The organism is Streptococcus infantis SPAR10 (genome assembly GCF_000279535.1).
Lineage (GTDB): Bacteria > Bacillota > Bacilli > Lactobacillales > Streptococcaceae > Streptococcus > Streptococcus infantis_I.
In genome coordinates this window covers 19,571-44,492 of record NZ_ALCH01000001.1, presented here as the reverse complement: position 1 = coordinate 44,492, position 24,922 = coordinate 19,571, and the positions used below count along the sequence as shown (strand labels likewise).

22 protein-coding genes and 1 pseudogene are annotated in these 24,922 nt (G+C 43.0%); 4 read left to right on the top strand and 19 right to left on the bottom strand.

Translation table 11 applies throughout. The annotated features are described in order from the left end of the window. The first annotated feature begins 1 nt into the window (after window position 1). Complete coding sequence (gene rnjA / locus SPAR10_RS02360; RefSeq protein ID WP_004250408.1) at window positions 2–1,681, top strand: ribonuclease J1; 1,680 nt, start codon at window positions 2–4, stop codon at window positions 1,679–1,681. Window positions 1,682–1,721: 40 nt separating this feature from the next. Here the strand turns inward: rnjA and SPAR10_RS02355 are convergent, their stop codons facing one another. From SPAR10_RS02355 to SPAR10_RS02325, 7 genes are all read right to left on the bottom strand, one after another. Continuing rightward, on the bottom strand, window positions 1,722–2,759 hold the full coding sequence (locus SPAR10_RS02355; RefSeq protein WP_004250407.1) for an aldose epimerase family protein: 1,038 nt from the start codon (window positions 2,757–2,759) through the stop codon (window positions 1,722–1,724). A gap of 13 nt (window positions 2,760–2,772) precedes the next feature. Further along, window positions 2,773–3,936, bottom strand: a complete 1,164-nt coding sequence (locus SPAR10_RS02350; protein ID WP_004250405.1) for an SIS domain-containing protein — start codon at window positions 3,934–3,936, stop codon at window positions 2,773–2,775. A gap of 219 nt (window positions 3,937–4,155) precedes the next feature. After that, window positions 4,156–4,560: a PTS sugar transporter subunit IIA gene (locus SPAR10_RS02345; RefSeq protein ID WP_004250403.1), complete on the bottom strand. Its 405-nt coding sequence runs from the start codon at window positions 4,558–4,560 to the stop codon at window positions 4,156–4,158. A gap of 3 nt (window positions 4,561–4,563) precedes the next feature. After that, window positions 4,564–5,385 (bottom strand): PTS system mannose/fructose/sorbose family transporter subunit IID, encoded by an 822-nt coding sequence (locus SPAR10_RS02340; RefSeq protein WP_004250397.1) that lies wholly within the window; start codon window positions 5,383–5,385, stop codon window positions 4,564–4,566. Next, a complete protein-coding gene (locus tag SPAR10_RS02335) occupies window positions 5,372–6,277 on the bottom strand; it encodes a PTS mannose/fructose/sorbose/N-acetylgalactosamine transporter subunit IIC (RefSeq protein ID WP_004250396.1) in 906 nt (301 codons plus the stop codon). Before SPAR10_RS02335 ends, SPAR10_RS02340 begins: the two co-directional genes overlap by 14 nt. Before the next feature lie 26 nt (window positions 6,278–6,303). Beyond that, entirely contained in the window at window positions 6,304–6,780 is a 477-nt protein-coding gene (locus SPAR10_RS02330; protein WP_004250394.1) for a PTS sugar transporter subunit IIB, read from the bottom strand. After that, window positions 6,777–8,564, bottom strand: a complete 1,788-nt coding sequence (locus tag SPAR10_RS02325) for a glycoside hydrolase family 35 protein (protein ID WP_004250393.1) — start codon at window positions 8,562–8,564, stop codon at window positions 6,777–6,779. Before SPAR10_RS02325 ends, SPAR10_RS02330 begins: the two co-directional genes overlap by 4 nt. A 321-nt stretch (window positions 8,565–8,885) precedes the next feature. Here SPAR10_RS02325 and SPAR10_RS02320 point away from each other — a divergent pair, with 321 nt between their 5' ends. From SPAR10_RS02320 to SPAR10_RS11350, 3 genes and pseudogenes are all read left to right on the top strand, one after another. Then, window positions 8,886–9,602: a GntR family transcriptional regulator gene (locus SPAR10_RS02320; RefSeq protein ID WP_004250391.1), complete on the top strand. Its 717-nt coding sequence runs from the start codon at window positions 8,886–8,888 to the stop codon at window positions 9,600–9,602. 269 nt (window positions 9,603–9,871) lie between these two features. Then, on the top strand, window positions 9,872–10,180 hold the full coding sequence (locus SPAR10_RS02315) for a YSIRK-type signal peptide-containing protein (protein ID WP_004250390.1): 309 nt from the start codon (window positions 9,872–9,874) through the stop codon (window positions 10,178–10,180). Between the two features lie 63 nt (window positions 10,181–10,243). Continuing rightward, window positions 10,244–10,330, top strand: a pseudogene (locus SPAR10_RS11350) (LPXTG cell wall anchor domain-containing protein); the annotation flags it as partial. Window positions 10,331–10,376: 46 nt separating this feature from the next. Here the strand turns inward: SPAR10_RS11350 and purB are convergent. The 12 genes from purB to SPAR10_RS02255 form a co-directional block, all read right to left on the bottom strand. Then, window positions 10,377–11,675, bottom strand: a complete 1,299-nt coding sequence (gene purB, locus SPAR10_RS02310) for an adenylosuccinate lyase (RefSeq protein WP_004250388.1) — start codon at window positions 11,673–11,675, stop codon at window positions 10,377–10,379. Between the two features lie 55 nt (window positions 11,676–11,730). After that, a complete protein-coding gene (locus tag SPAR10_RS02305) occupies window positions 11,731–11,958 on the bottom strand; it encodes a hypothetical protein (RefSeq protein ID WP_004250386.1) in 228 nt (75 codons plus the stop codon). Window positions 11,959–11,967: 9 nt separating this feature from the next. Then, window positions 11,968–13,059, bottom strand: a complete 1,092-nt coding sequence (gene purK / locus SPAR10_RS02300) for a 5-(carboxyamino)imidazole ribonucleotide synthase (protein WP_004250385.1) — start codon at window positions 13,057–13,059, stop codon at window positions 11,968–11,970. After that, window positions 13,046–13,537 carry a 5-(carboxyamino)imidazole ribonucleotide mutase gene (purE, locus tag SPAR10_RS02295; protein ID WP_004250383.1) on the bottom strand — a complete coding sequence of 164 codons (492 nt, stop codon included), beginning with the start codon at window positions 13,535–13,537 and terminating at the stop codon, window positions 13,046–13,048. The genes purK and purE overlap by 14 nt, the downstream gene beginning before the upstream one ends. A gap of 188 nt (window positions 13,538–13,725) precedes the next feature. Next, window positions 13,726–14,988: a phosphoribosylamine--glycine ligase gene (gene purD, locus SPAR10_RS02290; protein WP_004250381.1), complete on the bottom strand. Its 1,263-nt coding sequence runs from the start codon at window positions 14,986–14,988 to the stop codon at window positions 13,726–13,728. Window positions 14,989–15,110: 122 nt separating this feature from the next. Further along, complete coding sequence (gene purH, locus SPAR10_RS02285; protein WP_004250379.1) at window positions 15,111–16,658, bottom strand: bifunctional phosphoribosylaminoimidazolecarboxamide formyltransferase/IMP cyclohydrolase; 1,548 nt, start codon at window positions 16,656–16,658, stop codon at window positions 15,111–15,113. Window positions 16,659–16,732: 74 nt separating this feature from the next. Then, entirely contained in the window at window positions 16,733–17,287 is a 555-nt protein-coding gene (purN, locus tag SPAR10_RS02280) for a phosphoribosylglycinamide formyltransferase (protein WP_004250377.1), read from the bottom strand. Continuing rightward, entirely contained in the window at window positions 17,287–18,309 is a 1,023-nt protein-coding gene (purM, locus tag SPAR10_RS02275) for a phosphoribosylformylglycinamidine cyclo-ligase (RefSeq protein WP_004250375.1), read from the bottom strand. Before purM ends, purN begins: the two co-directional genes overlap by 1 nt. 226 nt (window positions 18,310–18,535) lie before the next feature. Then, a complete protein-coding gene (gene purF, locus SPAR10_RS02270) occupies window positions 18,536–19,978 on the bottom strand; it encodes an amidophosphoribosyltransferase (RefSeq protein WP_004250374.1) in 1,443 nt (480 codons plus the stop codon). A 12-nt stretch (window positions 19,979–19,990) separates the two neighbouring features. Further along, window positions 19,991–23,716 (bottom strand): phosphoribosylformylglycinamidine synthase, encoded by a 3,726-nt coding sequence (locus SPAR10_RS02265; RefSeq protein ID WP_004250373.1) that lies wholly within the window; start codon window positions 23,714–23,716, stop codon window positions 19,991–19,993. A gap of 55 nt (window positions 23,717–23,771) precedes the next feature. Continuing rightward, window positions 23,772–24,479 (bottom strand): phosphoribosylaminoimidazolesuccinocarboxamide synthase, encoded by a 708-nt coding sequence (gene purC / locus SPAR10_RS02260; RefSeq protein ID WP_004250372.1) that lies wholly within the window; start codon window positions 24,477–24,479, stop codon window positions 23,772–23,774. Window positions 24,480–24,678: 199 nt separating this feature from the next. Continuing rightward, a complete protein-coding gene (locus SPAR10_RS02255) occupies window positions 24,679–24,915 on the bottom strand; it encodes an acyl carrier protein (RefSeq protein WP_004250370.1) in 237 nt (78 codons plus the stop codon). Between the last annotated feature and the right edge of the window lie 7 nt (window positions 24,916–24,922).

The window sequence follows — 24,922 nt, the reverse complement described above, 5'->3', positions numbered from 1 at the left end:
TATGGCCTATACTCTTAAACCAGAAGAAGTGGGCGTTTTTGCCATTGGTGGTCTAGGAGAAATCGGTAAAAATACATACGGAATCGAATACCAAGACGAAATCATCATCGTTGATGCAGGGATTAAATTCCCCGAGGATGACTTGCTTGGTATCGACTACGTTATCCCTGATTACTCTTACATTGTCGAAAATATCGACCGCGTCAAGGCTCTCTTGATTACACACGGACACGAGGACCATATTGGTGGGATTCCTTTCTTGCTCAAGCAAGCAAATATCCCTATCTATGCAGGTCCACTAGCCCTCGCTTTGATCCGTGGAAAACTCGAAGAACATGGCCTTTTGCGCAATGCTACACTTCACGAAATCAACCACAACACTGAGTTGACCTTTAAAAATCTTAAAGCAACTTTCTTTAGAACAACTCACTCAATCCCAGAACCTTTGGGAATTGTTATCCACACACCTCAAGGAAAAATCGTCTGTACCGGTGACTTCAAGTTTGACTTTACACCAGTTGGTGAACCTGCAGACTTGCATCGTATGGCAGCCCTAGGTGAAGACGGAGTACTTTGCTTACTCTCAGACTCAACAAATGCTGAAGTGCCAACCTTTACAAACTCTGAAAAGGTCGTTGGTCAGTCTATTATGAAGATTATCCAAGGTATCGAGGGACGTATCATCTTTGCATCCTTTGCCTCAAACATCTTCCGTCTCCAACAAGCAACAGATGCTGCTGTTAAGACTGGACGCAAGATTGCTGTCTTTGGACGCTCTATGGAAAAGGCTATTGTTAACGGAATCGAACTTGGCTATATCAAAGCGCCAAAGGGAACCTTTATCGAGCCAAATGAAATCAAAGATTACCCTGCAGGTGAGATTCTTATCCTTTGTACAGGTAGCCAGGGCGAACCTATGGCAGCCCTCTCTCGTATTGCTAACGGAACCCACCGTCAAGTGCAACTCCAACCTGGCGATACGGTTATCTTCTCATCTAGTCCAATCCCAGGAAACACCACTAGCGTTAACAAGCTGATTAACATCATTTCTGAAGCTGGTGTTGAAGTCATCCATGGTAAGATTAACAACATCCATACATCTGGACACGGTGGTCAACAAGAGCAAAAACTCATGCTTCGCCTCATCAAACCAAAATACTTCATGCCTGTTCACGGTGAATATCGCATGCAAAAAGTCCACGCTGGACTTGCCGTAGATACTGGAGTTGAAAAAGACAATATCTTTATTATGAGCAATGGTGATGTCCTTGCCCTTACTGCAAACTCTGCTCGTATCGCAGGTCACTTCAATGCTCAAGATATCTACGTCGATGGAAATCGTATCGGCGAAATCGGTGCGGCAGTCCTAAAAGACCGCCGAGACCTATCCGAAGATGGTGTCGTACTTGCCGTCGCAACGGTAGACTTTGAGTCTCAGATGATTATTTCTGGACCAGATATCCTTAGTCGTGGTTTCGTCTACATGCGCGAATCTGGCGACTTAATCCGTCAAAGCCAACGCATCCTTTTCAATGCTATTCGTATCGCTTTGAAAAACAAGGATGCCAGCGTCCAATCTGTCAATGGTGCTATCGTAAACGCCATTCGACCATTCCTTTACGAAAACACTGAACGTGAACCAATCATCATTCCAATGATTCTCACACCAGATGAAGAATAAAAAAAATTCTCTGAAATCCTATGACTTCAGAGAATTTTTTTTATTTAACGACAATTTCGTAACGAGTTTTGCTAGTGAAAGTCTCACCTGCTTTTAGAATGACTTGATCTTTCAGGTCACTGTGAATAGCATCTGGTAAAGCCTGTGCTTCAAGAGCAATCCCATTGTGCTGCGTCATTGGTTGACCAGCGATGATGACACTCTCATCCACAAAGTTTGCGGTGTAAACTACAAAGCAAGGTGCTTCTGTCTTAAAGAGTAAGAAACGACCTGAATTTTGGTCATACAAGAAACCAGCATTGTCATGTCCTGCAGGCAGAGCAAATGGGTGGTCCAAACCAGATACGAGCTGAATTTGCTCATCTTTTTCTGCAAAGATATCTTTCAACAAGGCGCCATTGTAGATATGTTTGACCACATCACGATCGGCATCTGGAGCTTTAGCTGGGACACCGTCAGGAGCGATTGGATAAATACCTTCTGTATTCAGTTGGAAAACATGGCGGTCAACAGTCTGAGTGAAATCACCAGACAAGTTAAAGTAGCTATGGTTGGTTGGATTGACCAAGGTATCCTGATCCGTCGTCACCTTGTAGCTAACTTCGTAGGCACCAGTTTCTTCCAAGTGGTAGCTAATCCAGATTTTAAGGTTTCCAGGGAAACCTCCTGTCCCGTCTGTTCTTTCTGTGTAAAGAGTTAAGCCATGGTCGCTCACCTCGACTAGCTCAAACAGACTAGAATCCCAACCTGTTGATCCGCTGTGGTTACAGTTGCTTGCGTTATTGACTTCGAGTTCATAGGTTTTCCCATTCAATTCGAATGTCGCACCTGCGATACGACCTGCAACTGGACCTACACTCGCTCCATGTTTAGGACTGTTACCTACATAGCTGTCAAAATCATCAAAGCCTAGGATAACATTGGCAAAATTACCAGCCTTATCAGGAGTTACATAACGTAGAATCGTTGCACCATAGGTCATGATTTCTAGTTGATAGCCTGCTTCTGTTTCAAAGCGATAAGCGACAACATCCTTGTCATCAACTTTCCCAAATACACGTTCTGTGTATGCTTTCATCCTTATCTCCTTATTATTTGAATTCGTGAATAATAACACCTTGAACGACGCGGTTTACTGTACCTGTAGGTGATGGTGTATCAGGTCTGTTTCCAACCTTAAGCGAAGTCAAAAGGGCAAAGAGTTGGGCATAAACGATGTAAGGGAAGACACGGTAAATATCGTTCAAGACACCGCCACAACCAAGTGCTACTTCTTTGACATTTTCAAGTCCAAAAGTTTGGTCACTCAAGAGAACAACGCGACGAGCAATTTTATCACCTGCAACTTCACGAACTAAGTCTAAGTCATACTGACGAGTATAATCTGTTGTAGAACCAAAGACTAAAACAACAGTATCTTCATTGATAAGAGATTTTGGACCATGACGGAAGCCAACTGGGCTTTCATACATAGTTGCAACCTGACCAGCAGTCAATTCCAAAATTTTGAGCTGGGCTTCGTGAGCAAGTCCGAAGAATGGACCTGCACCTAAGTAAATCACTCGGTTAAAGTCTAGGTCAACCAATTCTTTCACATCTGCCACATTGTCAAGAACTTTACAAGCAAGACTAGAAAGCACTTCAAAACGTTCAGCTTTAACAGCAAATTCAGTTGGATCAAAGACCAAAAGGGCTGTCAACATCATTGAAGTAAAGCTTGATGTCATAGCAAAGCCAGCATCGTTAGAAGCTGCCGGTTGCAAGAGCAAGAGGTTGCGATCGTCACCGTGAGCTTGAAGTGCTAATTCCCCTTCAGCCGCACAAGTGATCGTTACTTGATAAAGCTCGTCAACCAAGGCCTTAGCCAGGTCAACCGTTGCTACACTCTCAGGTGAATTTCCACTACGTGCGAATGATACCAAAACAGTTGCCACGTCTTTTTTCAAATAAGTTTGTGGATTGGCAACAATATCCGTTGTCGCAATAGAGTTAAAATTCCATTTACGTTCATCATAGACTTCCTTGAAGTAAGGAACTAGGGTATCACCTACATAAGCAGAAGTCCCAGCACCAGTCAGGATAACCTTAATGTAGTCATGTTTATCTGCAATTCCTTGCAAAAAGGCTGCAATTTCATCACGGCGGGCTTGATAGGATTCAAAAGCTTCCTTCCAAACATCTGGTTGTTGGTAAATTTCACGTGTGGTGATCTCTGCTCCCAACTCAAGCAAATCTTCTTTTGTATAATCTAGCATTGAAAACCTCTAATCTAATATTATTTCATGATTGAAAACATGGGAATGGGAGTCGCTCCCATTCCCATGTATATTTTCTATAAGATGATTTAACATTTTAATGCAATCACATCTTATACTCAATGAAAATCAAAGAACAAACTAGGAAGCTAGCCGAAGGCTGTGCTCAAGTACGGCAAGGCGAAGCTGACGTGGTTTGAATTTGATTTTTGAAGAGTATTATTCATCTTCATCGTCATCGAAGCTAGCTAATAAATCATTAACTTTCACAATGCTTTCTGACGCACGACTCTTATAGTCTGCATCGATACCTGTTAGGCTTGCATTGATAAACTCAATGACCATTGGAAGGTTCATTCCTGCATAAAGTTCAATGTCACGACCTTCCATAATCAAACGGCTCACCACGTTACATGGAGTTCCGCCAAGAAGATCCGCAAAGACTAGGAAATCATCCAATCCTTCAACAGCAGCTTCAAACTTAGCAGTAAATTCTTCTGGTCCATCTTCTGGAAGAAGAGCGACCGCATGAATGTTATCTTGTGGTCCCATAATCATCTCTGTGCTACCTTTAAGTTCTTCACAGAAACGACCGTGGCTCACTAAAATTAATGATTTCGTCATAAATTATGCGCCCATTCCAAGTGCAAATTTACCAAAGGCAGAAAGAGCCAAGGCAAGCACGATAATGATACCGATAGCTTTTGTAGAGTTCATACCCTTCTTACCAAGCAACCAGAAGATGAAGGCAGTGAAGATTGCTGGAAGCAAACGTGGGAAGATTGAGTTCAAGATATCTTGGAAGTCAATCATCTTTTCACCGATTGGCAATTTGTATGAAATTTCAAAGTTGATCATTGTTGCTACAAGAGCACCCATCATGAACACACCAAGTACAGATGCAGCTTCAATCAAAGCTGTCAAAGTACTTTGCATGTTGTTGATAAGGTTAACCCCTTCTTTGTAGGCAAATTCCAACTGTTTCCAACGGAAGATGTCATACGCTACTGCAACTGCAATCCAAAGGAAGATACCCCAAGGTTGACCAGCGATAGCCATTGTTGCAGCGATAGATCCCATGATAGCAGGTACAAGTGAACCAAAGATAGTATCTCCAAGAGGAGCGAATGGTCCCATCAAACCTGTCTTGATACCGTTAACCGCATCTTTAGAGACAACGCCATCTTTTTCTTCCATGGCAAGGTCAAAACCAGCGATGATTGTGTGGAAGAATGGTGAAGTGTTGAAGAATTGAGTATGAACTTTCATCATTTCTTTCAACTCAGGAGTTCCATCTCCATACATTTTACGCAATTGTGGCAAGATCATGTATAGGTAACCTGATGCTTGCATACGTTCGTAGTTCCATCCCAATTGGAAAGTGAACAAGCTACGTTTGTTAATTTGATTAAAATCTTCTTTTGTTAATTTGTAATTAGAATTCGTCATCTTCAATTTCCCCACTTTCTGATGGTGTAGAAGGTGCTGCTACAGCAACTTTTTGGCTGTTCTTGAAGTGAACAACTGCAAGGAAGATACCCACGATAGAGATACCGATCATAGACAATCCTTTGAAGTTGTTAACAAAGCCAATTTTTTCAGCAACTTCAGCAGGAAGAGTGCTAATGATACCAGCAACTGCTCCACCAAGACTTTGTACGTTTGAGTAAAGAACAGTCAACATAGCTGTCAAACCAAATCCCATAGCAAGGTAGTGAAGGTTACGTTTAACTGGAAGGTAACGAAGCAAGATAGCGAATCCAAGACCTGGAAGCATACGACCTGCAAGAGTCAAACCGTCTGCAACCCATTGGTATTCTTTAACAAGGTTTACAACACCTTGTACGAATTCTCCACCGAAAGCAAGGGCGAAGAATACTGGAAGGGCACGAGATAGAGCCCAAGGAAGCGCACCAAGAAGATAGTTACGTTCGATTCCTTTGTAGTCAAAGCGTTCAATCGCAGCGTCAATACGGTGAGCGAAGAATGTTGTAGTCATACGACCAAGTACGTCGAAGTAAGTCAAAAGTGCTGCTACTGGTACAGCGATTGTAGTGATCGCAAGGTCTGTTTCGATTCCTTGTGAAACTGAGAAAGCAGTCGCAAGAACCGCACCAGAAGTTGCGTCGATACGAGAAGCACCACCGAAGGTACCTACCCCAAGTACGAACAACTGCAAGCTACCACCGATAAACAAACCAGTTGTCAAATCTCCCATGACTAAACCAGTAATAAAACCAGCGAATACAGGCGAACCTGCAGAAGAAACGATCGTCAACTCATCACAGATTTGATAAGCTGAGTACAAAGTGAGAAGTAAAATTTGCCACCATTGTATCATAACAATGACCTCCTAAAAATTTTTTCCTATTTTAATAAGCTCAAAAAGTCTGAAACTGGATCATTTGGAACCATTTGAGCAGTAAGTTTAACACCTTTTTCCGCCAATTTGTGGAAATCTTCTACGTCTTTATCAACAACGTTAATAGAACGTGTGATCGCACGAGTTTCTGGTGTTTGAGACATGTTGCCGACATTGACAGTTTCAAGTGGCACACCTGCTTCTACCAAACCAAGGAAACGGTCAGGTTTGCGTGCTACAATCAAAAGACGTTGGCTATCATATTTACCAGCAAGGATATTCGCTGCTGCTTTATCAACTGGCAAAATACTAAGTTTTACACCTGGTGGTGTTGCAAGTTTCAAGCCGCTTTTTTCAACGTCGTTATTCACAACATCATTGTCAACGACCATGATACGTGAAACATTCAGTTTAGCAGACCAAAGGTTTGCGACTTGTCCGTGAATTAAGCGCCCATCGATACGGCATCCTACAATTGTCATAAGTTTTCCCCCTTTATAAGTTTTAGTGTAGGTTTACAAGTTAAATGTATGTGTTCCTTATACTCCCCTTCTGTTTCAAAGATAATGATGCGGTTGGCACCTTCTTTGAGATAGCTATGTGGAATATAAAGAGATAAGGTTGGACCGACATTCCAGAAACGACCTAGATGATGTCCGTTGATATAAGCAATCCCTTTACCAAACTCAGATAAGTCTAAGTAGGTATCCTTTGGCGCCTCAACTTCAAAGTCATAAGCGTAAAAGGCAGGTTGCCCTTCTGTCCATCCCTTAGAGAAATCAATATTCTCTGGGTTATCAAGAGGAAGTGGATATTGCTTCCAGTTGAGCAAGAAATGCAAATCTTTACAAATACCTGTGCGAATTCCTTTTCGCTGTGTATCTGCTAAGAATTTGTGTCCATAGTTGACACGCCCCATATTTTCAATAAGTATATCAATATTGGATAGCGTTTTCTTTTTACCTTGATAAAAGATATCTTCACCGATTTCTGTTTGGTACTGTGTCGCCACCCATTTACCATCGATAAAGAGCTGAGCTCTATCTCGTCCGTCAATAATTCGAATGCGTTCTTCATCCGCATCCCAACTTGCTTCCGTACGATAGAGTAGGTAGCCGTAACCTTGTCCTAACTCTTCCATTTTCTTAGGGTAGAGACTTTCAATCGGACTGGATAGGCTATCCAAGGTTTCAAACAAGGAAACTTTTTCAACTAGCGGAATCGCGTCAACTTCCATACTTGCCTTGTGAAGTGGCTCAGATTGCGGATACTCAGGATAGTAAGTCGCCATCATGTCTTTGACTGCAAAATATTTAGCAGTTGGGTTTCCAGCTTCATCAAGAAGAGCGTCATAATCATAAGATGTTACTTGTGGTAAATCAATGGTTCCTCGAGCTGAACAACCATTCATAAAACCAAAGTTGGTCCCACCGTGGAACATGTAAAGATTAATAGAACCTTGCTCTAAAACCTCGTGGACAGCTTCTGCTAATTCCTCAGGTTCACGCTTGATGATTGGTTCTTTCCATCGATTGAACCAGCCATCCCAGAATTCCATACACATGAGTGGCCATTTCTTGCCGTGCTCATCAAAGAATTCTTGCATCTGTGAGAAATTATAAGTAGCCTTGGAACCAAAGTTCCCTGTCACAAAGAGATCATCCTCAATTAAGGTTCCAGCCTTAAGAGTTGCTCGCCATGGTCCATCTGATGTGAAAAGCGGACAAGTAACTGCTCGTCCTTCCATCAAACGTCGAATTTCCCTCAAGTAGGTCTTGTCCTCGCCATAGGATCCGTACTCATTTTCGACTTGCATCATGAGAATGTTCCCACCGTTTTCCAATAATCTCGGAACTAGACGTGGAAGCAACTGATCATAGTAGCGACCAACCATATCAATGAAAGCTGGGTCAGATGACCGAATTCTCATATCCTTGGTCAAGAGCCATGCTGGTAAACCACCGAATTCCCATTCTGCACAGATAAATGGAGAAGGACGTACAATTGCATATAAGCCCAAATCTTGTGCAGTTTGAAGAAATCTCTCTAAATCAAGATTACCTTCAAAGTTAAATTTTCCTTCAGCAGGTTCATGCATGTTCCAGGCGACATAAGTCTCAACTGTATTGAAACCTAAAGCCTTGAGGTTATACAATGAATGATGCCAATCTTCCACAGGAATTCTAAAATAGTGAATGGCACCAGACAAAACCTTGAATGGTTTTCCATTCAGATAGAAATCATCTTTAATTTCAAATCTTGCCATTCTTCCTCCTCTGAAAACGAAAAAGATTGCGCTTTCATTTGTTGTTATATCAACTATAAACTAATCGGGGATTAATGTCAATACTTTTTGAAATTTTCTTTAAAAATTTTCTGTCTTTTACTAAATTTTTTCTAAAAAATATCAAAATGCCATAAAATCAACGTTCTAAATAGAAAGCAAAAATAGGAATTAAAACTCAAATTATTTATATGTATCCTAATTTCTTATTCCGATATTTTAAATTTTTTCATTGCTTTTCTACTCTTTTTTTCGATTTTATGTTAAAATCATAGGTGGAGAAGGAAAAAATGAGGTGAAATTATGGCAATTCCAAAGTATCAATATATTAAAGATGAATTGAAAAACAAGATTATTTCTGGTCAATTTGCTAGTGGAGATAAATTCTACACTGAAGCAGAATTGATTTCCATGTATGATGTTAGCTCAATCACAGTGGTTCGTGCCTTGAATGATCTTGCTAAAGACGGATACATTGTTCGTCAACAAGGTAAAGGAACTTTCGTAGCTCGTGCCCGCAAGCATAAACTCGTTGAATTTTCTGATGTAGAAATCTTCGAGACCAAAGACGATAAGGTAACTGTTCTTTCTATCGAACGCGGGAACGATCTTAAATATCTAGAAAAGCTCGGCCTACGTGGCGATCAATTCTACTACAAGATTGAACGTGTTCGTGAAACAAATGGCATCACCTATATCTATCACAGTTCATACATTCCTGAACAGTACATCAATGCCAACTATCCAAATCTTGAATACTATAGTTCTATCTATACTCGTTTCAAATTGGACTACCACATTCACATGAATGATGAGCATTTTGAAGAAATTAATGAAATTGTATTTCCAACTCCAGAACATGCCGCTTCTGTATTAGGAATCGACACTCATTTCCCAACTGTTTTCCAAACTAAGACAACTAAGCTTGAAGCAACTGGTCAAGTTTTGGAATATATCGAGACATATAAACGATCTGATTTCTACAAAATCAAATTCATTTCTTGTGATCGTGACCACTAATCTTTAAAAATCCTGAGGCGACTGTCTCAGGTTTTTTATATACCCATTATAGCATCAGCTCACTTTCCTGAGAATAGCATTTCAAGCAATTCTATAATTAGTAACCTTTTTACTAAAAAATAGTCAAAATTAGAAAAATATATCTTAATTTATAAATTATTCTATTTTTTATAGTAATTCCCTCAAAAACTTGACTTTATTTTAGTAAGAACATACAATAGGATCAATGTATGAAAACGTTATCAAAGAATTCAAAAGGGAGGTTTTTAATGAAACCAGAAAATAAACAGCGCTTCTCTATTCGTAAATATGCAATTTGGGCCGCTTCTGTATTGATTGGCTTTGCCTTTCAGGCTCAAGCTGTTGCTACTGACGGAGTTGTGCCTGCTCCAACAGAGAATCAACCTGCTGTCCAAACCACTGGAGAAGTCACTCCACCAACGAGTGAAGAAAAACTCGAGACTACTCCTTCAACAGAAAATGTAGCTCAAGCATCTCCAGTCGCTCCAGTAACAAATACTGAAGCTCCAACAAAATCAGAAGTAACTGGAGAAGCTAAGAAGTCAGAACCAGAATAGGTAGAAAATAAAAAAGTTGCTACAGTTGAGGCTCCTTCAGCCAATGAATATAAACTTCCTGAAACAGGAAGTCAAGGTTCAGAATGGTTGATTGCTACAGGTTTGATGGCTGCACTCACAGCTTATGGACTTAGCAAGAAAAAAGATTAAGCACAAATAAAAAAGCGAGATTGAATCTCGCTTTTTTATTTTATGATTAGTCACCCAAACCGATGCGTTCGAAAATTTCATCCACTCGTTTGGTGTAGTAAGTTGGGTTGAAGATTTCGTCGATTTCTTCTTGAGTCAAACGTGATGTTACTTCTGGGTCTGCTTCCAAAAGTGGTTTGAAGTCAACTTGGTTATCCCATGATTGAGCTGTCTTCGGTTGAACAAGGTCGTAAGCTTGCTCACGCGTCATGCCTTTTTCAATCAAGGTCAACATGGCACGTTGGCTAAAGATAAGACCAAAAGTAGAGTTCATGTTGCGGATCATGTTTTCTGGGAAGACCGTCAAGTTCTTGACGATATTTCCAAAACGGTTGAGCATGTAGTCAATCAAGATGGTTGTATCTGGTGTGATGATACGCTCAGCTGATGAGTGAGAGATATCACGTTCATGCCAGAGTGACACATTTTCATAAGCTGTTACCATGTGACCACGGATGACACGTGCAAGACCAGTCATATTCTCAGAACCGATAGGGTTGCGTTTGTGAGGCATTGCTGAAGAACCTTTTTGACCTTTAGCAAAGAACTCTTCCACTTCACGTTGTTCAGATTTTTGAAGACCACGGATCTCCGTTGCCATGCGTTCAATAGAAGTCGCAATGCTGGCAAGAACTGCAAAGTACTCAGCGTGAAGGTCACGAGGAAGCACCTGTGTAGAGATTTCTTGAGCACGGATACCCAGCTTGTCGCAGACGTATTTTTCAACGAATGGTGGGATATTGGCAAAGTTACCAACCGCACCAGAAATCTTACCAGCTTCCACACCAGCAGCCGCATGCTCGAAACGCTCGATGTTGCGCGTCATTTCGCTGTACCAAGTCGCCAATTTAAGACCAAAAGTTGTCGGCTCAGCGTGCACACCGTGGGTACGACCCATCATGATGGTGAACTTGTGCTCCTTAGCCTTGTCAGCGATGATGTTAGTGAAGTTTTCAAGATCCTTGCGGATGATGTCGTTGGCTTGTTTGTAAAGGTAACCGTAGGCAGTATCGACTACGTCAGTAGAAGTCAAACCATAGTGGACCCACTTACGCTCTTCACCAAGAGTCTCAGAAACCGCACGCGTGAAGGCAACCACATCGTGGCGAGTCTCCTGCTCGATTTCAAGAATACGGTCGATGTCAAAATCCGCTTTTTCACGAATCAAAGCCACATCTTCCTTAGGGATTTCCCCCAACTCAGCCCATGCCTCGTCAGCCAAGATTTCTACCTCAAGCCAAGCACGGTATTTATTTTCTTCAGTCCAAATGTTCGCCATTTCGGGGCGAGAGTAACGTTCGATCATGTTTTTATTTTCCTTTCTTTTGATGTTTTACATCAGTTAGCAATCGACTGTCGCTTTATTCAAATTCCTCTTTCCCAATCCACACCGATGGATAATGATCCAGTGTATTCAAATCCGTATCTAACGGTAGATCATAGATGGCTAAATAGTTTTCAGGATATTGAGCAGTCAGCTCTTCATACTTAGCTTTCACTTTTTCGTGATTGCTACTAGCATACAAGACTTCGACGACTGCTCCCGTCTTTTCTTTTTCAACAAATGCGTTGACAATGAGTTGAATCATAGGCATGTCCTAAAAATCAATCCCTTTCCCAAATTCTTCAACCTCATCTGGCACATCACTAAACAAAGTCACATGTCCCATTTTGCGGTTGTGCTTCGCTTCTATTTTACCATATAGGTGGAGGTGGGCGCTTGGATTTTCTGTCACATATGTTTCAGCTGCTTCGACGTGTTGGCCGAGGACGTTGAGCATGACTGCTGGAGCATGGAGGTGGATTGTTGGAAGTGGCGCTCCGAGAACGCCCAAGATATGTGTGTCAAATTGTGAAAAATCACAGGCTTCGATTGAGTAGTGTCCAGAGTTATGTGGGCGTGGCGCGATTTCGTTGACAATAATGTCATCAGCTGTCGCAAACATTTCCACACAAAGAGTTCCAGACAAGTTCAGCTGTTCAGCGATTCGCACTGCCATGGCTTTGGCTTTTTCAGCTAGACTTTCTGAAATGCGAGCAGGTACAATGGTTTTCGAAAGAATGTTGTTGTGGTGGATATTTTCCTGAACCGGGAAAACTGTCACATCCTTGCCATTTCCTGACACAATGACAGAAATCTCAAGGTCAAAGTTGACGAATTCTTCTAAAACGCAATCTGCTGAATCCGCTAGTGCATTGGCTTCTGCCAAATCTTCTGCCGAACGAATAACCTTCTGACCATGGCCATCGTAGCCACCAGTCGCAGTCTTGAGGACATAGCTTTTCGACAAGTCGATATCTACCAAATCTTGGCTTGAGATCACAACCTTGTAAGGAGCAACGGTGACTTTGGCCTTGTTAGAAAGAAAGTCCTTCTCAAAGATCCGGTTTTGGGAGATACGAAGTAGGTCGGTCCCTTGTGGGAGTTGTCCTTCTTTGATAACAGCGTCAAGGCCGTCAGCATCGACATTTTCGAATTCATAAGTGAGAACATCACAGCGCTCTGCCAACTGACGAAGGGCGTCCACATCATTATAAGGCGCCACGATAATTTCCGCCACGCGAGAGGCCGGGCAATCCGCTGCAGGATCCAGCGCTATGACCTTGTGCCCCATGTAGATAGCAGAAATGGCCATCATCTGACCCAGCTGACCGCCACCGATAATTCCGATTGTTTTAGATGAGCTCATTTGTCGACTCCTCTGCGATTTTTCCTTGTTCTTCTGCATAATCTGCCAAAGCTGTCGCGATAGCCTGATCCTCTACTGATAGGAGACGAAGGGCAAAGAGAGCCGCATTTGTCGCCCCTGCTTCACCGATAGCCATGGTTGCGACTGGCACACCACCTGGCATCTGAACGATTGAATAGAGTGAATCCACACCGCTAAGAGCACGTGATTTGACGGGTACACCGATGACAGGAAGGGTTGTTTTAGCTGCGACCATCCCTGGCAAATGGGCTGCGCCACCCGCACCAGCGATGATGACTTTAATGCCACGACTACGGGCTTCCTCCGCATGTTTGAACATGAGGTCAGGCGTCCGGTGGGCAGAGACAACTTTCTTTTCGTAGGCTACACCGAAGCGGTCTAGGACTTCTGCTGTTTTTTGCATGGTTGCCCAGTCGGATTTGGAGCCCATGATGATGGAAATAATTGGTTTAGTCATAATTTTTCCTTTTTTCTTTTTTGATAATGGTCTTAGGTGGTGGGGACGGAAGCAAACCTTCGGTTTCATTCCTAAAATTTGAGCCTAAGGTCTCAAATTTTCCCTAGACCAGAACAGATACTGTTCTGGTCTTTTCACCAAGGCGACCATTGTCGTGTTTGGCGACTGCGTCGCCTTTTCTTATATCTTTATCGAATCGCCTTGCTTCCGATATCCGTACGATAGAAAAAGCCTTCTGTGTTTTGTTTGTCGAGTTGGCTGTAGATGGTGTTTTGACCGTCTTTGACGGTGTCTGCTGTGGTAACTAGCATATAGACACGTCCGCCGTTTGAGAGAAGGGCTTGACCATTTTCAGCGAATTTGGCACCGGCGTAGTAAGTGATGATGTCGCCTTCTGTCTTGGTAGGAAGCTTGACACCTTTCTCATAAGCGAGTGGGTAGCCATTTGAAGCTACAACCACGCCTAGTGTCACACCCTTGTCCGTCCAAGTGATGGCTGGCTCTTTGCGCTCCAAAATGTCAGTGATATTTTGTGCAAAGTCAGATGTCAAACGAGGCAAAATAATTTGCGTTTCAGGATCTCCGAAACGAGCGTTAAACTCGATGACTTTAGGCCCGTCAGCAGTCAAGATAAGCCCCGCGTAAAGGACACCTGTGTATGGACGACCTTCTTTGATCATACCTTCGAGAACTGGCTTGACAATGGTGTCAACCGCTGTGTCAACCACACTCTGTGGCAAGTGAGGAACTGGCGCATAGGCACCCATCCCACCAGTGTTGGGACCCTTGTCGCCATCGTAGGCACGTTTGTGGTCCTGAGCCGTTGGCATGATATAGAACTTGTCCCCATTGACAAAGGCAAAGAGAGAGAACTCTTCCCCATCCAGGAATTCCTCGATGACCACACGTGCACCTGAGTCACCGAATTTATTGTCCAGAAGCATCTCGTGAGTGGCTTCGACTGCTTGCTCGACTGTCTCCGCAACGACGACACCTTTCCCAAGGGCCAAGCCATCTGCCTTGACGACGATTGGAGCGCCTTTTTCTTCGATATAGGCCTTGGCTTCCTCGAAATCTGAGAAGGTCCCATAGGCTGCTGTCGGAACGCCGTACTTGACCATGATTTCCTTAGCAAAATCCTTGGACCACTCCAGCTCAGCCGCAACCTTGGTCGGGCCAAAGGCTTTGAGACCAGCTGCATTGAAATCATCCACGATACCAGCCGCAAGGGCATCATCTGGCCCGATAAAGGACCAAGCTATATCGTTGGCTTTTGCAAACTCAATCAATTTAGAATGTTCGGAAATAGAGATATTTACCAATTCCAGATCATCCAGAGTCATCCCGTCGTTCCCAGGAGCTACAAAGACTTTTTCAACATCTTTTGACTCAAGCAACTTCTTAGCAATGGCATGTTCACGACCACCCGAGCCGACAACTAACAGCTTCATCTTTCAACCTCTTTTGCGAATTATTTACTAATATTATACCATAAACGTTCGTTTTAATCTTGTTTCGTTTCGCTTTTAAAGCAAAAAAAAGGAAAGAAACTGTTTTCTTCCCTTTTATTTTCTTAATGTCTAAAATGTCTCACGCCTGTGAAGACCATGGTTAAGCCGTATTTATCAGCAGCTTCGATGGATTCTTGGTCACGGACGGATCCACCAGGCTGGATGATAGCCTTAATACCTGCTTTAGCGATTTCTTCCACGTTATCCGCAAATGGGAAGAAGGCATCTGAAGCAAGAACAGCGCCGTCAAGGCGGTCTTTGGCTTGATTGATGGCAATACGAACAGAGGCCACACGGTTGGTTTGACCTGGGCCAACACCCAGTGTCATGTGGTCATTAGTCACGATGATTCCATTTGATTTGACATACTTGATAGCTTTCCAAGCAAACTCAAGGGCAGTCGCTTCTGTCTCAGTTGGTTGGCGTTTGGTTACCACTTGCCAGTCAGCTGGGCTTTCTTTGACCACGTCTTGATTTTGAACGAGGAGTCCACCGACAACACCTGTATATTCTGCTTCCACTTCACTAGCATCTTGTGCGTCAAATGGCAAGGCAAGAATGCGCAAATTTTTCTTTTTGTTGGTCAAAATGGCTAGCGCTTCATCCGTATAGCTTGGTGCAATGATGATTTCGAGGAAAACACCGTGCATCTTCTCAGCTGTCGCAGCATCTACCTCACGGTTGAGAACGACAATTCCACCAAAGATAGAAACTGGGTCAGACTCATAAGCGTAGTCCCAAGCATTCTCGATGTCATCAGCTTGACCAATCCCACATGGGTTCATGTGTTTCAAAGCCACAACCGTTGGGCGTTCTTTGAAATCGCGAATGATACGGATGGCAGCATCAGCGTCACGGATATTGTTGAAGGACAATTCCTTACCGTTGAGCTGTTTCGCTGAAGCAATTGAGTAGTCCGTTGGCAAGGCTTTTTGGTAGAAGTCTGCGTCTTGTTGAGGGTTTTCACCATAACGCATAGCTTGTTTAAGGTCATAAGTCAAGGTGAGTTTTTCAGGTTTACTTTCACCCACTTGAGCTGTGAAGTATTCTGCAATCAAGGCATCGTATGAAGCTGTGTGACGGAAAACCTTAGCTGCCAAGCGTTGGCGAGTTTCGTAACTTGTTTCGCCGTTGGCTGCCAATTCGTCAAGCACAACAGCGTAGTCAGCTGGGTCTACCACAACTGTTACGCTAGCGTGGTTTTTTGCTGCTGAACGAAGCATTGATGGACCACCGATATCGATGTTTTCAACGGCATCCGTATAAGTCACGTCTGGTTTAAGAATGGTTTCCTTGAATGGGTAAAGATTGACCACAACAAGGTCAATCAATTCGATTTTGTTATCCTTGGCTGCTTCTAAGTGACTATCCAGGTCGCGACGAGCGAGGAGACCGCCATGGATATTGGGGTGGAGGGTCTTGACACGACCGTCCATCATTTCCGGGAAACCAGTCACATCATCGATAGCAATGGTATCAACCCCAGCATTGTCTAGGACAACTTTGGTACCACCTGTTGAGATGATGTCCCAACCAAGTTTTTTAAGTTCTTGGGCAAATTCAACAATGCCCGCTTTATCTGAGACTGAAATAAGTGCTCGTTTAGTCATGTTCTTTCTTTTCCTTTTTAAAAAAGTTCTTTCTTTGCTACAGTCGAAAATTTTCTTTCAGCTCAAGGGCTTCCTTATTTTCGTGCAGCCCCCAAACTATCCAAGACTTCTGGATAGAGCTTGTACTCTGTTTCGTGGATGCGAGTCTCGAAAGTATCAAGGGTATCCCCTTCATGCCTTGGCACACGGACCTGTTTGATGACCTTGCCGGTATCAACACCAGAGTCCACCCAGTGAATAGTCACGCCAGACTGGTCCACACCTGCATTCCAAGCATCTTCAATACCATGAGCACCTGGAAATTCTGGCAGATAAGCTGGGTGAATATTGATGATACGGCCTTCATAAGCCGCTAGCAAGGTTGGACCGACGATTTTCATATAACCCGCCAAACAGACTAGATCAATCTCGTGCTCATCCAAGAGCTCGACAATGGCTCCTTCGTAGTCTGCTTTGCTCTCAAACTCCTTGAGTTCGAAGGCATAGGATAAAACTCCAAGATTTTCGGCACGCTCAAGTACATAGGCATCCCGGTGATCTGAAAAGACAAATTCTACTGGAAATTGTTCCGCAATCACCTGAAAGTTTGAGCCGTTGCCAGAAGCAAAAACAGCAATCTTTTTAGCCATTATTTAATCACCACACTTGCGCCATCTTTCTTCACAATACGACCGATTTCATAAACAGGTTCGTCAAGAAGTTCTTTGACACGTTCCACATGTTCTGGTTTCACTGCAAGCATAAGCCCCACACCCATGTTGAAGATTTCAAACATTTCTTCATGTTTGATTTGGCCATATTTTTCAAGGGCATTGAAAATTGGAAGGACCGGAACTTTGCTTTCATCAATTTCAGCAGCCAAGTCATCTGCGAACATACGAGGTACATTTTCGATGAAACCACCACCTGTGATGTGGGCAATCCCGTTGACCAACTCTTCCTTAATGAGTGGTAAAACAGCCTTGACATAGATACGAGTTGGTTCCAAAAGAACGTCTTTGAGTTTCTTGCCTTCCAATTCTGGCAAGATTTCTTCACCTGTATAGTCCGCAAAGACACGACGAACGAGCGAGTAACCATTTGAGTGAATACCACTGGAAGCAAGTCCGAGAAGGACGTCTCCCTCTGCCACTTTTGAACCGTCTATAATTTGAGATTTTTCTGCAACACCAACAGCAAATCCAGCCAAGTCATAGTCGTCTTCGCCATACATACCAGGCATTTCAGCCGTTTCACCACCGATGAGGGCTGCACCTGCTTGTACACAACCTTCAGCCACACCAGCGACCACTTGTTCTAGCTTAGCTGGTTCATTTTTACCAGTTGCGACGTAGTCCAAGAAGTAGAGAGGCTCTGCACCTGCAGCGATGATATCGTTGACACACATAGCCACACAGTCTTGACCGATGGTATCGTGTTTGTCGTACTTGATAGCAAGCAAGAGCTTGGTCCCAACACCGTCAGTTCCTGAAATCAAAACTGGCTCTTTAACACCTGTTTTTGAAAGGTCGAACATGCCACCAAAACCGCCAAGAGCTCCCATAACACCAGCACGCTCTGTACGTGCCACGTGTTTTTTGATGCGTTCAACAACTTCATAACCCGCTTCAACATCCACACCAGACTGCGCATAAGCATTTTTATTCGTCATTTTATTCATTCCTTTTCTTTTTTTGAGAAAGACTGCGACGTATTTTTAGATAAACAATTATTTTATCTAAAAATACTAGTCAGGTCTCTAGCTTTGGTCCCATAGGAGAAAGCGTCTACTGACAAATGCTTTAGCTTTTAGTCAGTAGTGAGACGTGGAGCGTATGCATTTTTATTTGTCATCTTTGTCTCCTCTTCCTTTCCTTTAATGGAGAGTTTTTATCCGTCTATTTGTAAAAACTGATCTTGTCATCCAAACTTCTACGATAGTCTTCTTCATAGTCGTAGAGAGGCGTTGGGTAGTCACCGTCAAAGTAAGCGACACAGAGACCACCGTTCGGCGCATCTGTTTCGATGCCGATAGAATCAATCAAGCCATCAATCGAAAGATAGGTCAAGCTATCCGCACCAATGATTTGGCGAGTCTCTTCGACCGTATGATTGGCCGCAATCAGCTCCTGACGTGTCTGGATATCAATCCCGTAGAAACATGGATAGGCAAGAGCAGGACTACCAATGGCAACGTGCACTTCTGATGCCCCCGCTTCTTTCAAGAGTTGGACAATACGACGAGATGTTGTTCCTCGCACGATAGAGTCATCAATCATAACCACACGTTTGCCTTTTACAACACCAGAAACAGCAGATAACTTCATCCGAACCCCTTGCTCGCGTAATTCTTGAGTCGGCTGGATAAAGGTCCGTTGCGTATATTGGTTCTTGATTAGTCCCATTTCATTTGGTAGACCTGATTCTTCCGCAAATCCCATAGCTGCGCTAAGAGAGGAGTTTGGCACCCCGACTACGATATCAGCTTCATACTTGAACTCACGTGCCAGTTGAGCCCCCATTCTCTTACGAGCCGTATGGACATTGACACCATGGATGTTAGAGTCGGGACGGGCAAAATAGATATACTCCATGGAACAGATAGCCAGTTGAGTATCGTTTGTATAGCTGTCATACTGGATACCATTGTCATCAATAATGACAATCTCGCCTGGTTTTACGTCGCGAATCCACTCAGCACCGATTACTTCAAAGGCACAGGTTTCAGATGAAACCACTACTGCTCCATTAGCCATTTTCCCGATTGACAGAGGACGGAAGCCATTTGGATCAAGCGCTGCAATTAACTTATCTTCAAACATCAAGAGATAAGCAAAACCACCTTTGACAAGACTGAGCGCTTCCTTGATTTTACCCATCAAATTTGGATTGTGGCTACGGCGAATAAGGTGAGCCAAGATTTCAGAGTCAGAAGTTGAGCTGAAAATCGCTCCTCTTTGTTCCAATTCTTGTTTGAGCGATTCTGCATTAGTCAGATTTCCATTATGAGCCAAACCAAACTGCATATCGTGAAAGCGGAAAAGGAAAGGTTGGATATTGTCTACAGAAGCTTCTCCCGCAGTCGCATAACGCACGTGCCCAATGGCTCCAGTTCCTGTCAATTTATCCAAATTCGCAGGATTTTTGAAGACTTCTGATAAAAGCCCCATATCACGATGACGCTTCAATTTCCCTTGGTCATTGGAGAGGATTCCTGCCCCCTCCTGACCACGGTGCTGAAGACTATGGAGTCCAAAATAGGTCAATTTGGCAGCATCTGGGTGACCCCAGATACCAAAAACACCACACTCTTCATTAAGAGATTTTACTTCGTATGTCATGTTGTATACCTTTTATTTTCCAGTAAAATATTGAACCGCTGATGCAAAGAGATACTGGTCTTTATTTCCTGGAATATTTTGGAAGAGACCGTCTTCGAAACGTTCTGAGTGTCCCATCTTCCCAATGATTTGACCGTTCTTGCTTGTGATACCTTCAATCGCATTAACAGAACCATTTGGATTGTACTTAGAGTCCATGCTTGGTTTGCCTTCGAAGTCAACATATTGGGTAAAGATTTGACCATTGTCACGAAGTTCTGCAAATTCCTCAGCTGTCACGACAAACTTACCTTCACCGTGTGATACTGGTATGGCATGGATGTCACCAACTTTCACGCCAGCAAGCCATGGTGAGTTGGTGTTGGCAATCCGTGTTTCAACCATCTTAGCCACGTGTTGGTTAGCATCATTGTAGAAGAGAGTTGGACTGGTGCTACTTGCATCTTCAAAGTTACCATATGGAAGAAGACCTGATTTAACAAGCGCTTGGAATCCGTTACAGATACCGATAATCAAACCACCACCTTCAATGAAGCCATCGATAGCTGTACGCACTTTTTCATTGAGCAAGATGTTCACGATGAATTTAGCGGATCCATCTGGTTCATCCGCTGCTGAGAAGCCACCTGCAAAGAAGATAATATTCGCTTTTTCGATATTGTCAACCATAGTGTCAACAGACTTGACAATCGCTTCTTCATTCAATGTTACAAATGGTACTAAGTTGACTTTTGCACCTTCTTTTTCAAAGGCCTTAGCTGAATCGTACTCAGAGTTAGTACCTGGGAACACTGGGATGTAAACCACTGGTGTCTTAACTGTTTCCTTAGCTTTGATAACAGCATCTGATGCTACAGCAGGTACTTCTTCCAACTCAGTTGCCTGTGCAAATTCCGTTGGATAAACTTCTTCCAATTTACCTTGGAAGGCACTGTCAAGTTTGTGTCCATCAAGCCTTACACCATTGACAGTAAGTGTAAAGTCCGCTACTGTTTGTCCGATCTTGGCAACACCTGCAATTTCTTCAGGAGATGTGAAGACGAATCCACCCAATTGAGCTGTCAAGGCAGCCTCAAGATTTTCAAGGGTTACAGTGGCACCGATATGGTTACCAAATGTTGCAAGGGCAAGAGCTTCAAGGATACCACCATATTTGACCGCTGATGCTGCTGTGACTTTGTGAGTTGCTTGGATGGCTTCAAACTTAGCAAAGTTAGACTTTATCAGTTCAAAGTCAATTTCTTGTGCCAAAGCTTGACCTGGGATGTAATAGATATTTTTACCAGCAGCTTTAAATTCTGGAGAAAGAACCTTACGGCTGTCTGCTGTTGTCACACCAAAAGCAACCAAGGTTGGTGGTACTGTCAATTCTTCAAAGGTACCAGACATAGAGTCCTTCCCACCGATAGATGGCAAACCAAGTTGAATCTGAGCTTCAATTGATCCAAGAAGAGCTGCTACTGGTTGGCCAAAGCGCTCCGCTTGCTTGTCCATGCGCTCGAAGTATTCTTGATAAGAGAAACGAGCCTTAGACCAGTTTGCACCAGCAGCAACCAAACGAGCAGTTGCTTCGATAACCGCATAAGCAGCACCGTGGTACGGAGACCATTCTGCGATGTATGGGTTAAAGCCTTGTGCCATGACTGATGCCGTATGAGTCACACCATGTTGGACTGGCAATTTCTGTACTGAAGCCTCCGTTGGTGTGATTTGGTAGCGACCTCCTAGTGGGTGATTGACTGTTGAACGTCCAACTGAACTATCAAAGATGGTTTGTAGCCCTTTTTGACTAGCATGGTTGAGGTCAGACAAGACTTCAAGAGTATCAGCTTCAAGGGTTTCGGCAGATGTTTGGCGTTCTTCTGGAAGCTTGACATCCTTGTCAACCACCTTAGCATCCACAACTACACGTACACCGTTTGTATCAAGGAAACGACGTTCCAAATCAACGATGGTTTCACCATTCCAGTGCATGACAAGATTTGGTTTTTCGGTCACTGTCGCAACGACAACCGCGTCAATATTTTCTTTGTTACATGCTGCAATGAAGGCATCTACATCTTCTGGACGAACCACTACAGCCATCCGTTCTTGAGATTCAGAGATGGCAATTTCTGTACCGTTCAAGCCTTGATATTTTAATGGCACTTTGTCTAGATCAATTTCAAGACCATCTGCCAATTCACCGATAGCCACACAGACACCACCAGCACCAAAGTCATTTGATTTCTTGATCAGACGTGTCACTTCCCCATTACGGAAAAGACGTTGGATCTTACGTTCTTCGATGGCATTCCCTTTTTGAACCTCAGCACCAGCTGTTTCAACAGATTCAACTGTTTGAACTTTAGAAGAACCTGTCGCACCACCGACACCGTCACGTCCAGTCTTACCACCGAGCAAGATAATCACATCACCTGCTTCAGGTTTTTCACGGACAACATTTTCCTTAGGAGCTGCACCGACAACTGCACCTAGCTCCATACGTTTAGCAACGAAACCTGGGTGGAAGTATTCACGAACATAGGTCGTCGCCAGACCAATTTGGTTCCCATATGAAGAATAACCGTGAGCCGCTGTTTTAGAAATCACTTGTTGTGGTAATTTCCCAGCGCGAGTTTCTGAAATTGGAGCTGTAATATCGCCAGCACCTGAAATACGCATGGCTTGGTAAACGTAGGAGCGACCTGACAATGGGTCACGAATGGCACCACCGATACAAGTTGCCGCTCCACCAAATGGTTCGATCTCCGTTGGGTGGTTGTGAGTTTCGTTTTTGAACATGAGAAGCCATGGTTCTTTCACACCATTGACATCCACTTCAATTTCAACGGAGCAGGCATTGATTTCATCAGACACTTCCATGTCGTCCAAACGACCATTGGCACGCTCATAACGACCAAAAATAGTCGCCATATCCATCAAGGTTTGAGGTTTTTCTGTACGTCCCAACTCATCACGCATGGCAATATACTTGTCATAAGTCGCTTGCAATTGTTTTTGGAATTTAGAAGCTGAGAAGTCGATGTTTTTCAACTCAGTCTCGAAAGTTGTGTGACGACAGTGGTCAGACCAGTAAGTATCCAACACCTTCAACTCAGTCTCAGTTGGTACACGACCAATAGACTTGAAGTAATCTTGAATGAAGAGAAGGTCATCCACTTCCATGGCCAATCCTTGCTCAGCCTTATACTGTGCAAAATCTTCTGCTGTATATGTTTCAAAGAAATCCAAATTTGGAATGGTCTTGTCAGACTCAGAGAAATCCTGTTTCGCAATACCAAGAGTGATGTCTTTGAAACGAGAATCCACTGGGTTCAAGAGATAGTTTTTAACAGCTTCCAATTCATTCGCATCAATATCCTTATTGACCAAGTAAAGTTGTGCTGTGTTCACTGTTACATCATTTGAACTACCCAACAAAAGCAAAGCTTCTTGTGAAGACGCCGCACGTTGATCAAATTGACCAGGCAAACTTTCGATAGCAAAGAAAGCATACTTCTCAAGATCAGCCTTAACCTCAGCTTCATCCAAAACAGTATCGGTCACCTGCTCAGAAAAAATATGTTTTTCCGCACGCGCAAACAAGTCCTCTGCCAAATTAAAGACATCGTAAACCTGAACAATCCGAAGATCCTTCAAGGTTTTCAACTGAAGATTATGCTGTAATTCTTTTACTAAAGAGTCAGATTTGACACGAAAATCAGCTTTTTTCTCAACGAAAATACGTTTATCCATTTTAGTTCCTTTATCTATTTCTACTTAAAGATTGTAGTGACGACCAAGTAAAACTTTACTTCAATCCTTGCAATTTTTCTAACACGACCTTATAAACATCCGTTAGACTGCCCAAATCTCTACGGAAAACATCCTTGTCCATATGGTGCCCTTCAGCATCCCAAAGGCGGCAGTTATCTGGTGAAAATTCATCTGCCAAGATGATCTTGCCATCCTTATCAAAACCAAATTCCAATTTGAAGTCAATCAAACGAAGACCAATTTGTGCAAACCAATCTTTCAGCAATCCATTGATGCGACGTGTTTCTTCCTTGATATAAGCGATTTGTTCATCATTGGCAATATCCAAGAACTTCACATGCTCATCATTGATGAATGGATCATCCAACTCATCGTTCTTGTAGTAAAATTCAACGATTGGAGTTTTCAAGTCCAAACCTTCTTCCACGCCAAAACGTTTTGAGAAAGAACCCGCAGTCACGTTACGAAGCACAACCTCCAAAGGAATGATGGTCACTTTCTTGTTGAGTTGTTCTGTGTCAGAGATACGTTCGATAAAGTGAGTAGCCACACCTGCAGCATTCAATTTTTCAAAAATAAGAGACGAAATCTGATTATTGAGCACACCTTTGCCTTCGATGGTCTCTTTACGAGCACCATTAAGCATGGTAGCTTGGTCCTTATAAACGGACCTAATCACATGTTCGTCTTCTGTAGTATAGATATCTTTAGCTTTTCCCGTATAAATAAGTTTGCTGGACATTTTATTATTCGCCTTTCGTATTACTTTGCCTCATTCTAACACAAAAATAAGCATAAATCAAATGTTTTACGAACGTAAACGTATTCTTCACTCTAAAACATTTAGAAAAAAATCAAATCAGACTATTTAGATAACCAGACCACAATCATTCAAACTTCACACAATCAAAAAAGCAACATGACCAGCATGTTGCTTTTTCTTATATTCTATTTTTGATGATTGCTAATACGTCTGCAACACTTTGGAGGTTGTCAATTTCTTCATCACTGATCTCAATTCCAAATTCATCCTCAACGGTTAGGACAAATTCCATCAAATCTACTGAATCAGCATCTAAATCATCCTTTAAGCTCAAGTTTTCGGTTACGACAAAGTCTTCTCCTTGACGCTCTTGAATGATGGTTACGATACGGTCAAAAATTTGTTGTTCTGTCATATTGTTC

Bases quoted from the DNA above. Each gene is read 5' to 3' on its own strand.
- SPAR10_RS02350 (WP_004250405.1), bottom strand. From the start codon at position 3,936: ATGCTAGATTATACAAAAGAAGATTTGCTTGAGTTGGGAGCAGAGATC.
- purM (WP_004250375.1), bottom strand. From the start codon at position 18,309: ATGACGAATAAAAATGCTTATGCGCAGTCTGGTGTGGATGTTGAAGCG.
- purF (WP_004250374.1), bottom strand. From the start codon at position 19,978: ATGACATACGAAGTAAAATCTCTTAATGAAGAGTGTGGTGTTTTTGGT.
- SPAR10_RS02320 (WP_004250391.1), top strand. From the start codon at position 8,886: ATGGCAATTCCAAAGTATCAATATATTAAAGATGAATTGAAAAACAAG.
- SPAR10_RS02340 (WP_004250397.1), bottom strand. From the start codon at position 5,385: ATGACGAATTCTAATTACAAATTAACAAAAGAAGATTTTAATCAAATT.
- purN (WP_004250377.1), bottom strand. From the start codon at position 17,287: ATGGCTAAAAAGATTGCTGTTTTTGCTTCTGGCAACGGCTCAAACTTT.
- purC (WP_004250372.1), bottom strand. From the start codon at position 24,479: ATGTCCAGCAAACTTATTTATACGGGAAAAGCTAAAGATATCTATACT.
- rnjA (WP_004250408.1), top strand. From the start codon at position 2: ATGGCCTATACTCTTAAACCAGAAGAAGTGGGCGTTTTTGCCATTGGT.
- SPAR10_RS02305 (WP_004250386.1), bottom strand. From the start codon at position 11,958: ATGATTCAACTCATTGTCAACGCATTTGTTGAAAAAGAAAAGACGGGA.
- SPAR10_RS02265 (WP_004250373.1), bottom strand. From the start codon at position 23,716: ATGGATAAACGTATTTTCGTTGAGAAAAAAGCTGATTTTCGTGTCAAA.
- SPAR10_RS02330 (WP_004250394.1), bottom strand. From the start codon at position 6,780: ATGACAATTGTAGGATGCCGTATCGATGGGCGCTTAATTCACGGACAA.
- SPAR10_RS02255 (WP_004250370.1), bottom strand. From the start codon at position 24,915: ATGACAGAACAACAAATTTTTGACCGTATCGTAACCATCATTCAAGAG.
- purB (WP_004250388.1), bottom strand. From the start codon at position 11,675: ATGATCGAACGTTACTCTCGCCCCGAAATGGCGAACATTTGGACTGAA.
- purD (WP_004250381.1), bottom strand. From the start codon at position 14,988: ATGAAGCTGTTAGTTGTCGGCTCGGGTGGTCGTGAACATGCCATTGCT.
- SPAR10_RS02355 (WP_004250407.1), bottom strand. From the start codon at position 2,759: ATGAAAGCATACACAGAACGTGTATTTGGGAAAGTTGATGACAAGGAT.
- purK (WP_004250385.1), bottom strand. From the start codon at position 13,059: ATGAGCTCATCTAAAACAATCGGAATTATCGGTGGCGGTCAGCTGGGT.
- purE (WP_004250383.1), bottom strand. From the start codon at position 13,537: ATGACTAAACCAATTATTTCCATCATCATGGGCTCCAAATCCGACTGG.
- SPAR10_RS02345 (WP_004250403.1), bottom strand. From the start codon at position 4,560: ATGACGAAATCATTAATTTTAGTGAGCCACGGTCGTTTCTGTGAAGAA.
- SPAR10_RS02325 (WP_004250393.1), bottom strand. From the start codon at position 8,564: ATGGCAAGATTTGAAATTAAAGATGATTTCTATCTGAATGGAAAACCA.
- SPAR10_RS02315 (WP_004250390.1), top strand. From the start codon at position 9,872: ATGAAACCAGAAAATAAACAGCGCTTCTCTATTCGTAAATATGCAATT.
- purH (WP_004250379.1), bottom strand. From the start codon at position 16,658: ATGACTAAACGAGCACTTATTTCAGTCTCAGATAAAGCGGGCATTGTT.
- SPAR10_RS02335 (WP_004250396.1), bottom strand. From the start codon at position 6,277: ATGATACAATGGTGGCAAATTTTACTTCTCACTTTGTACTCAGCTTAT.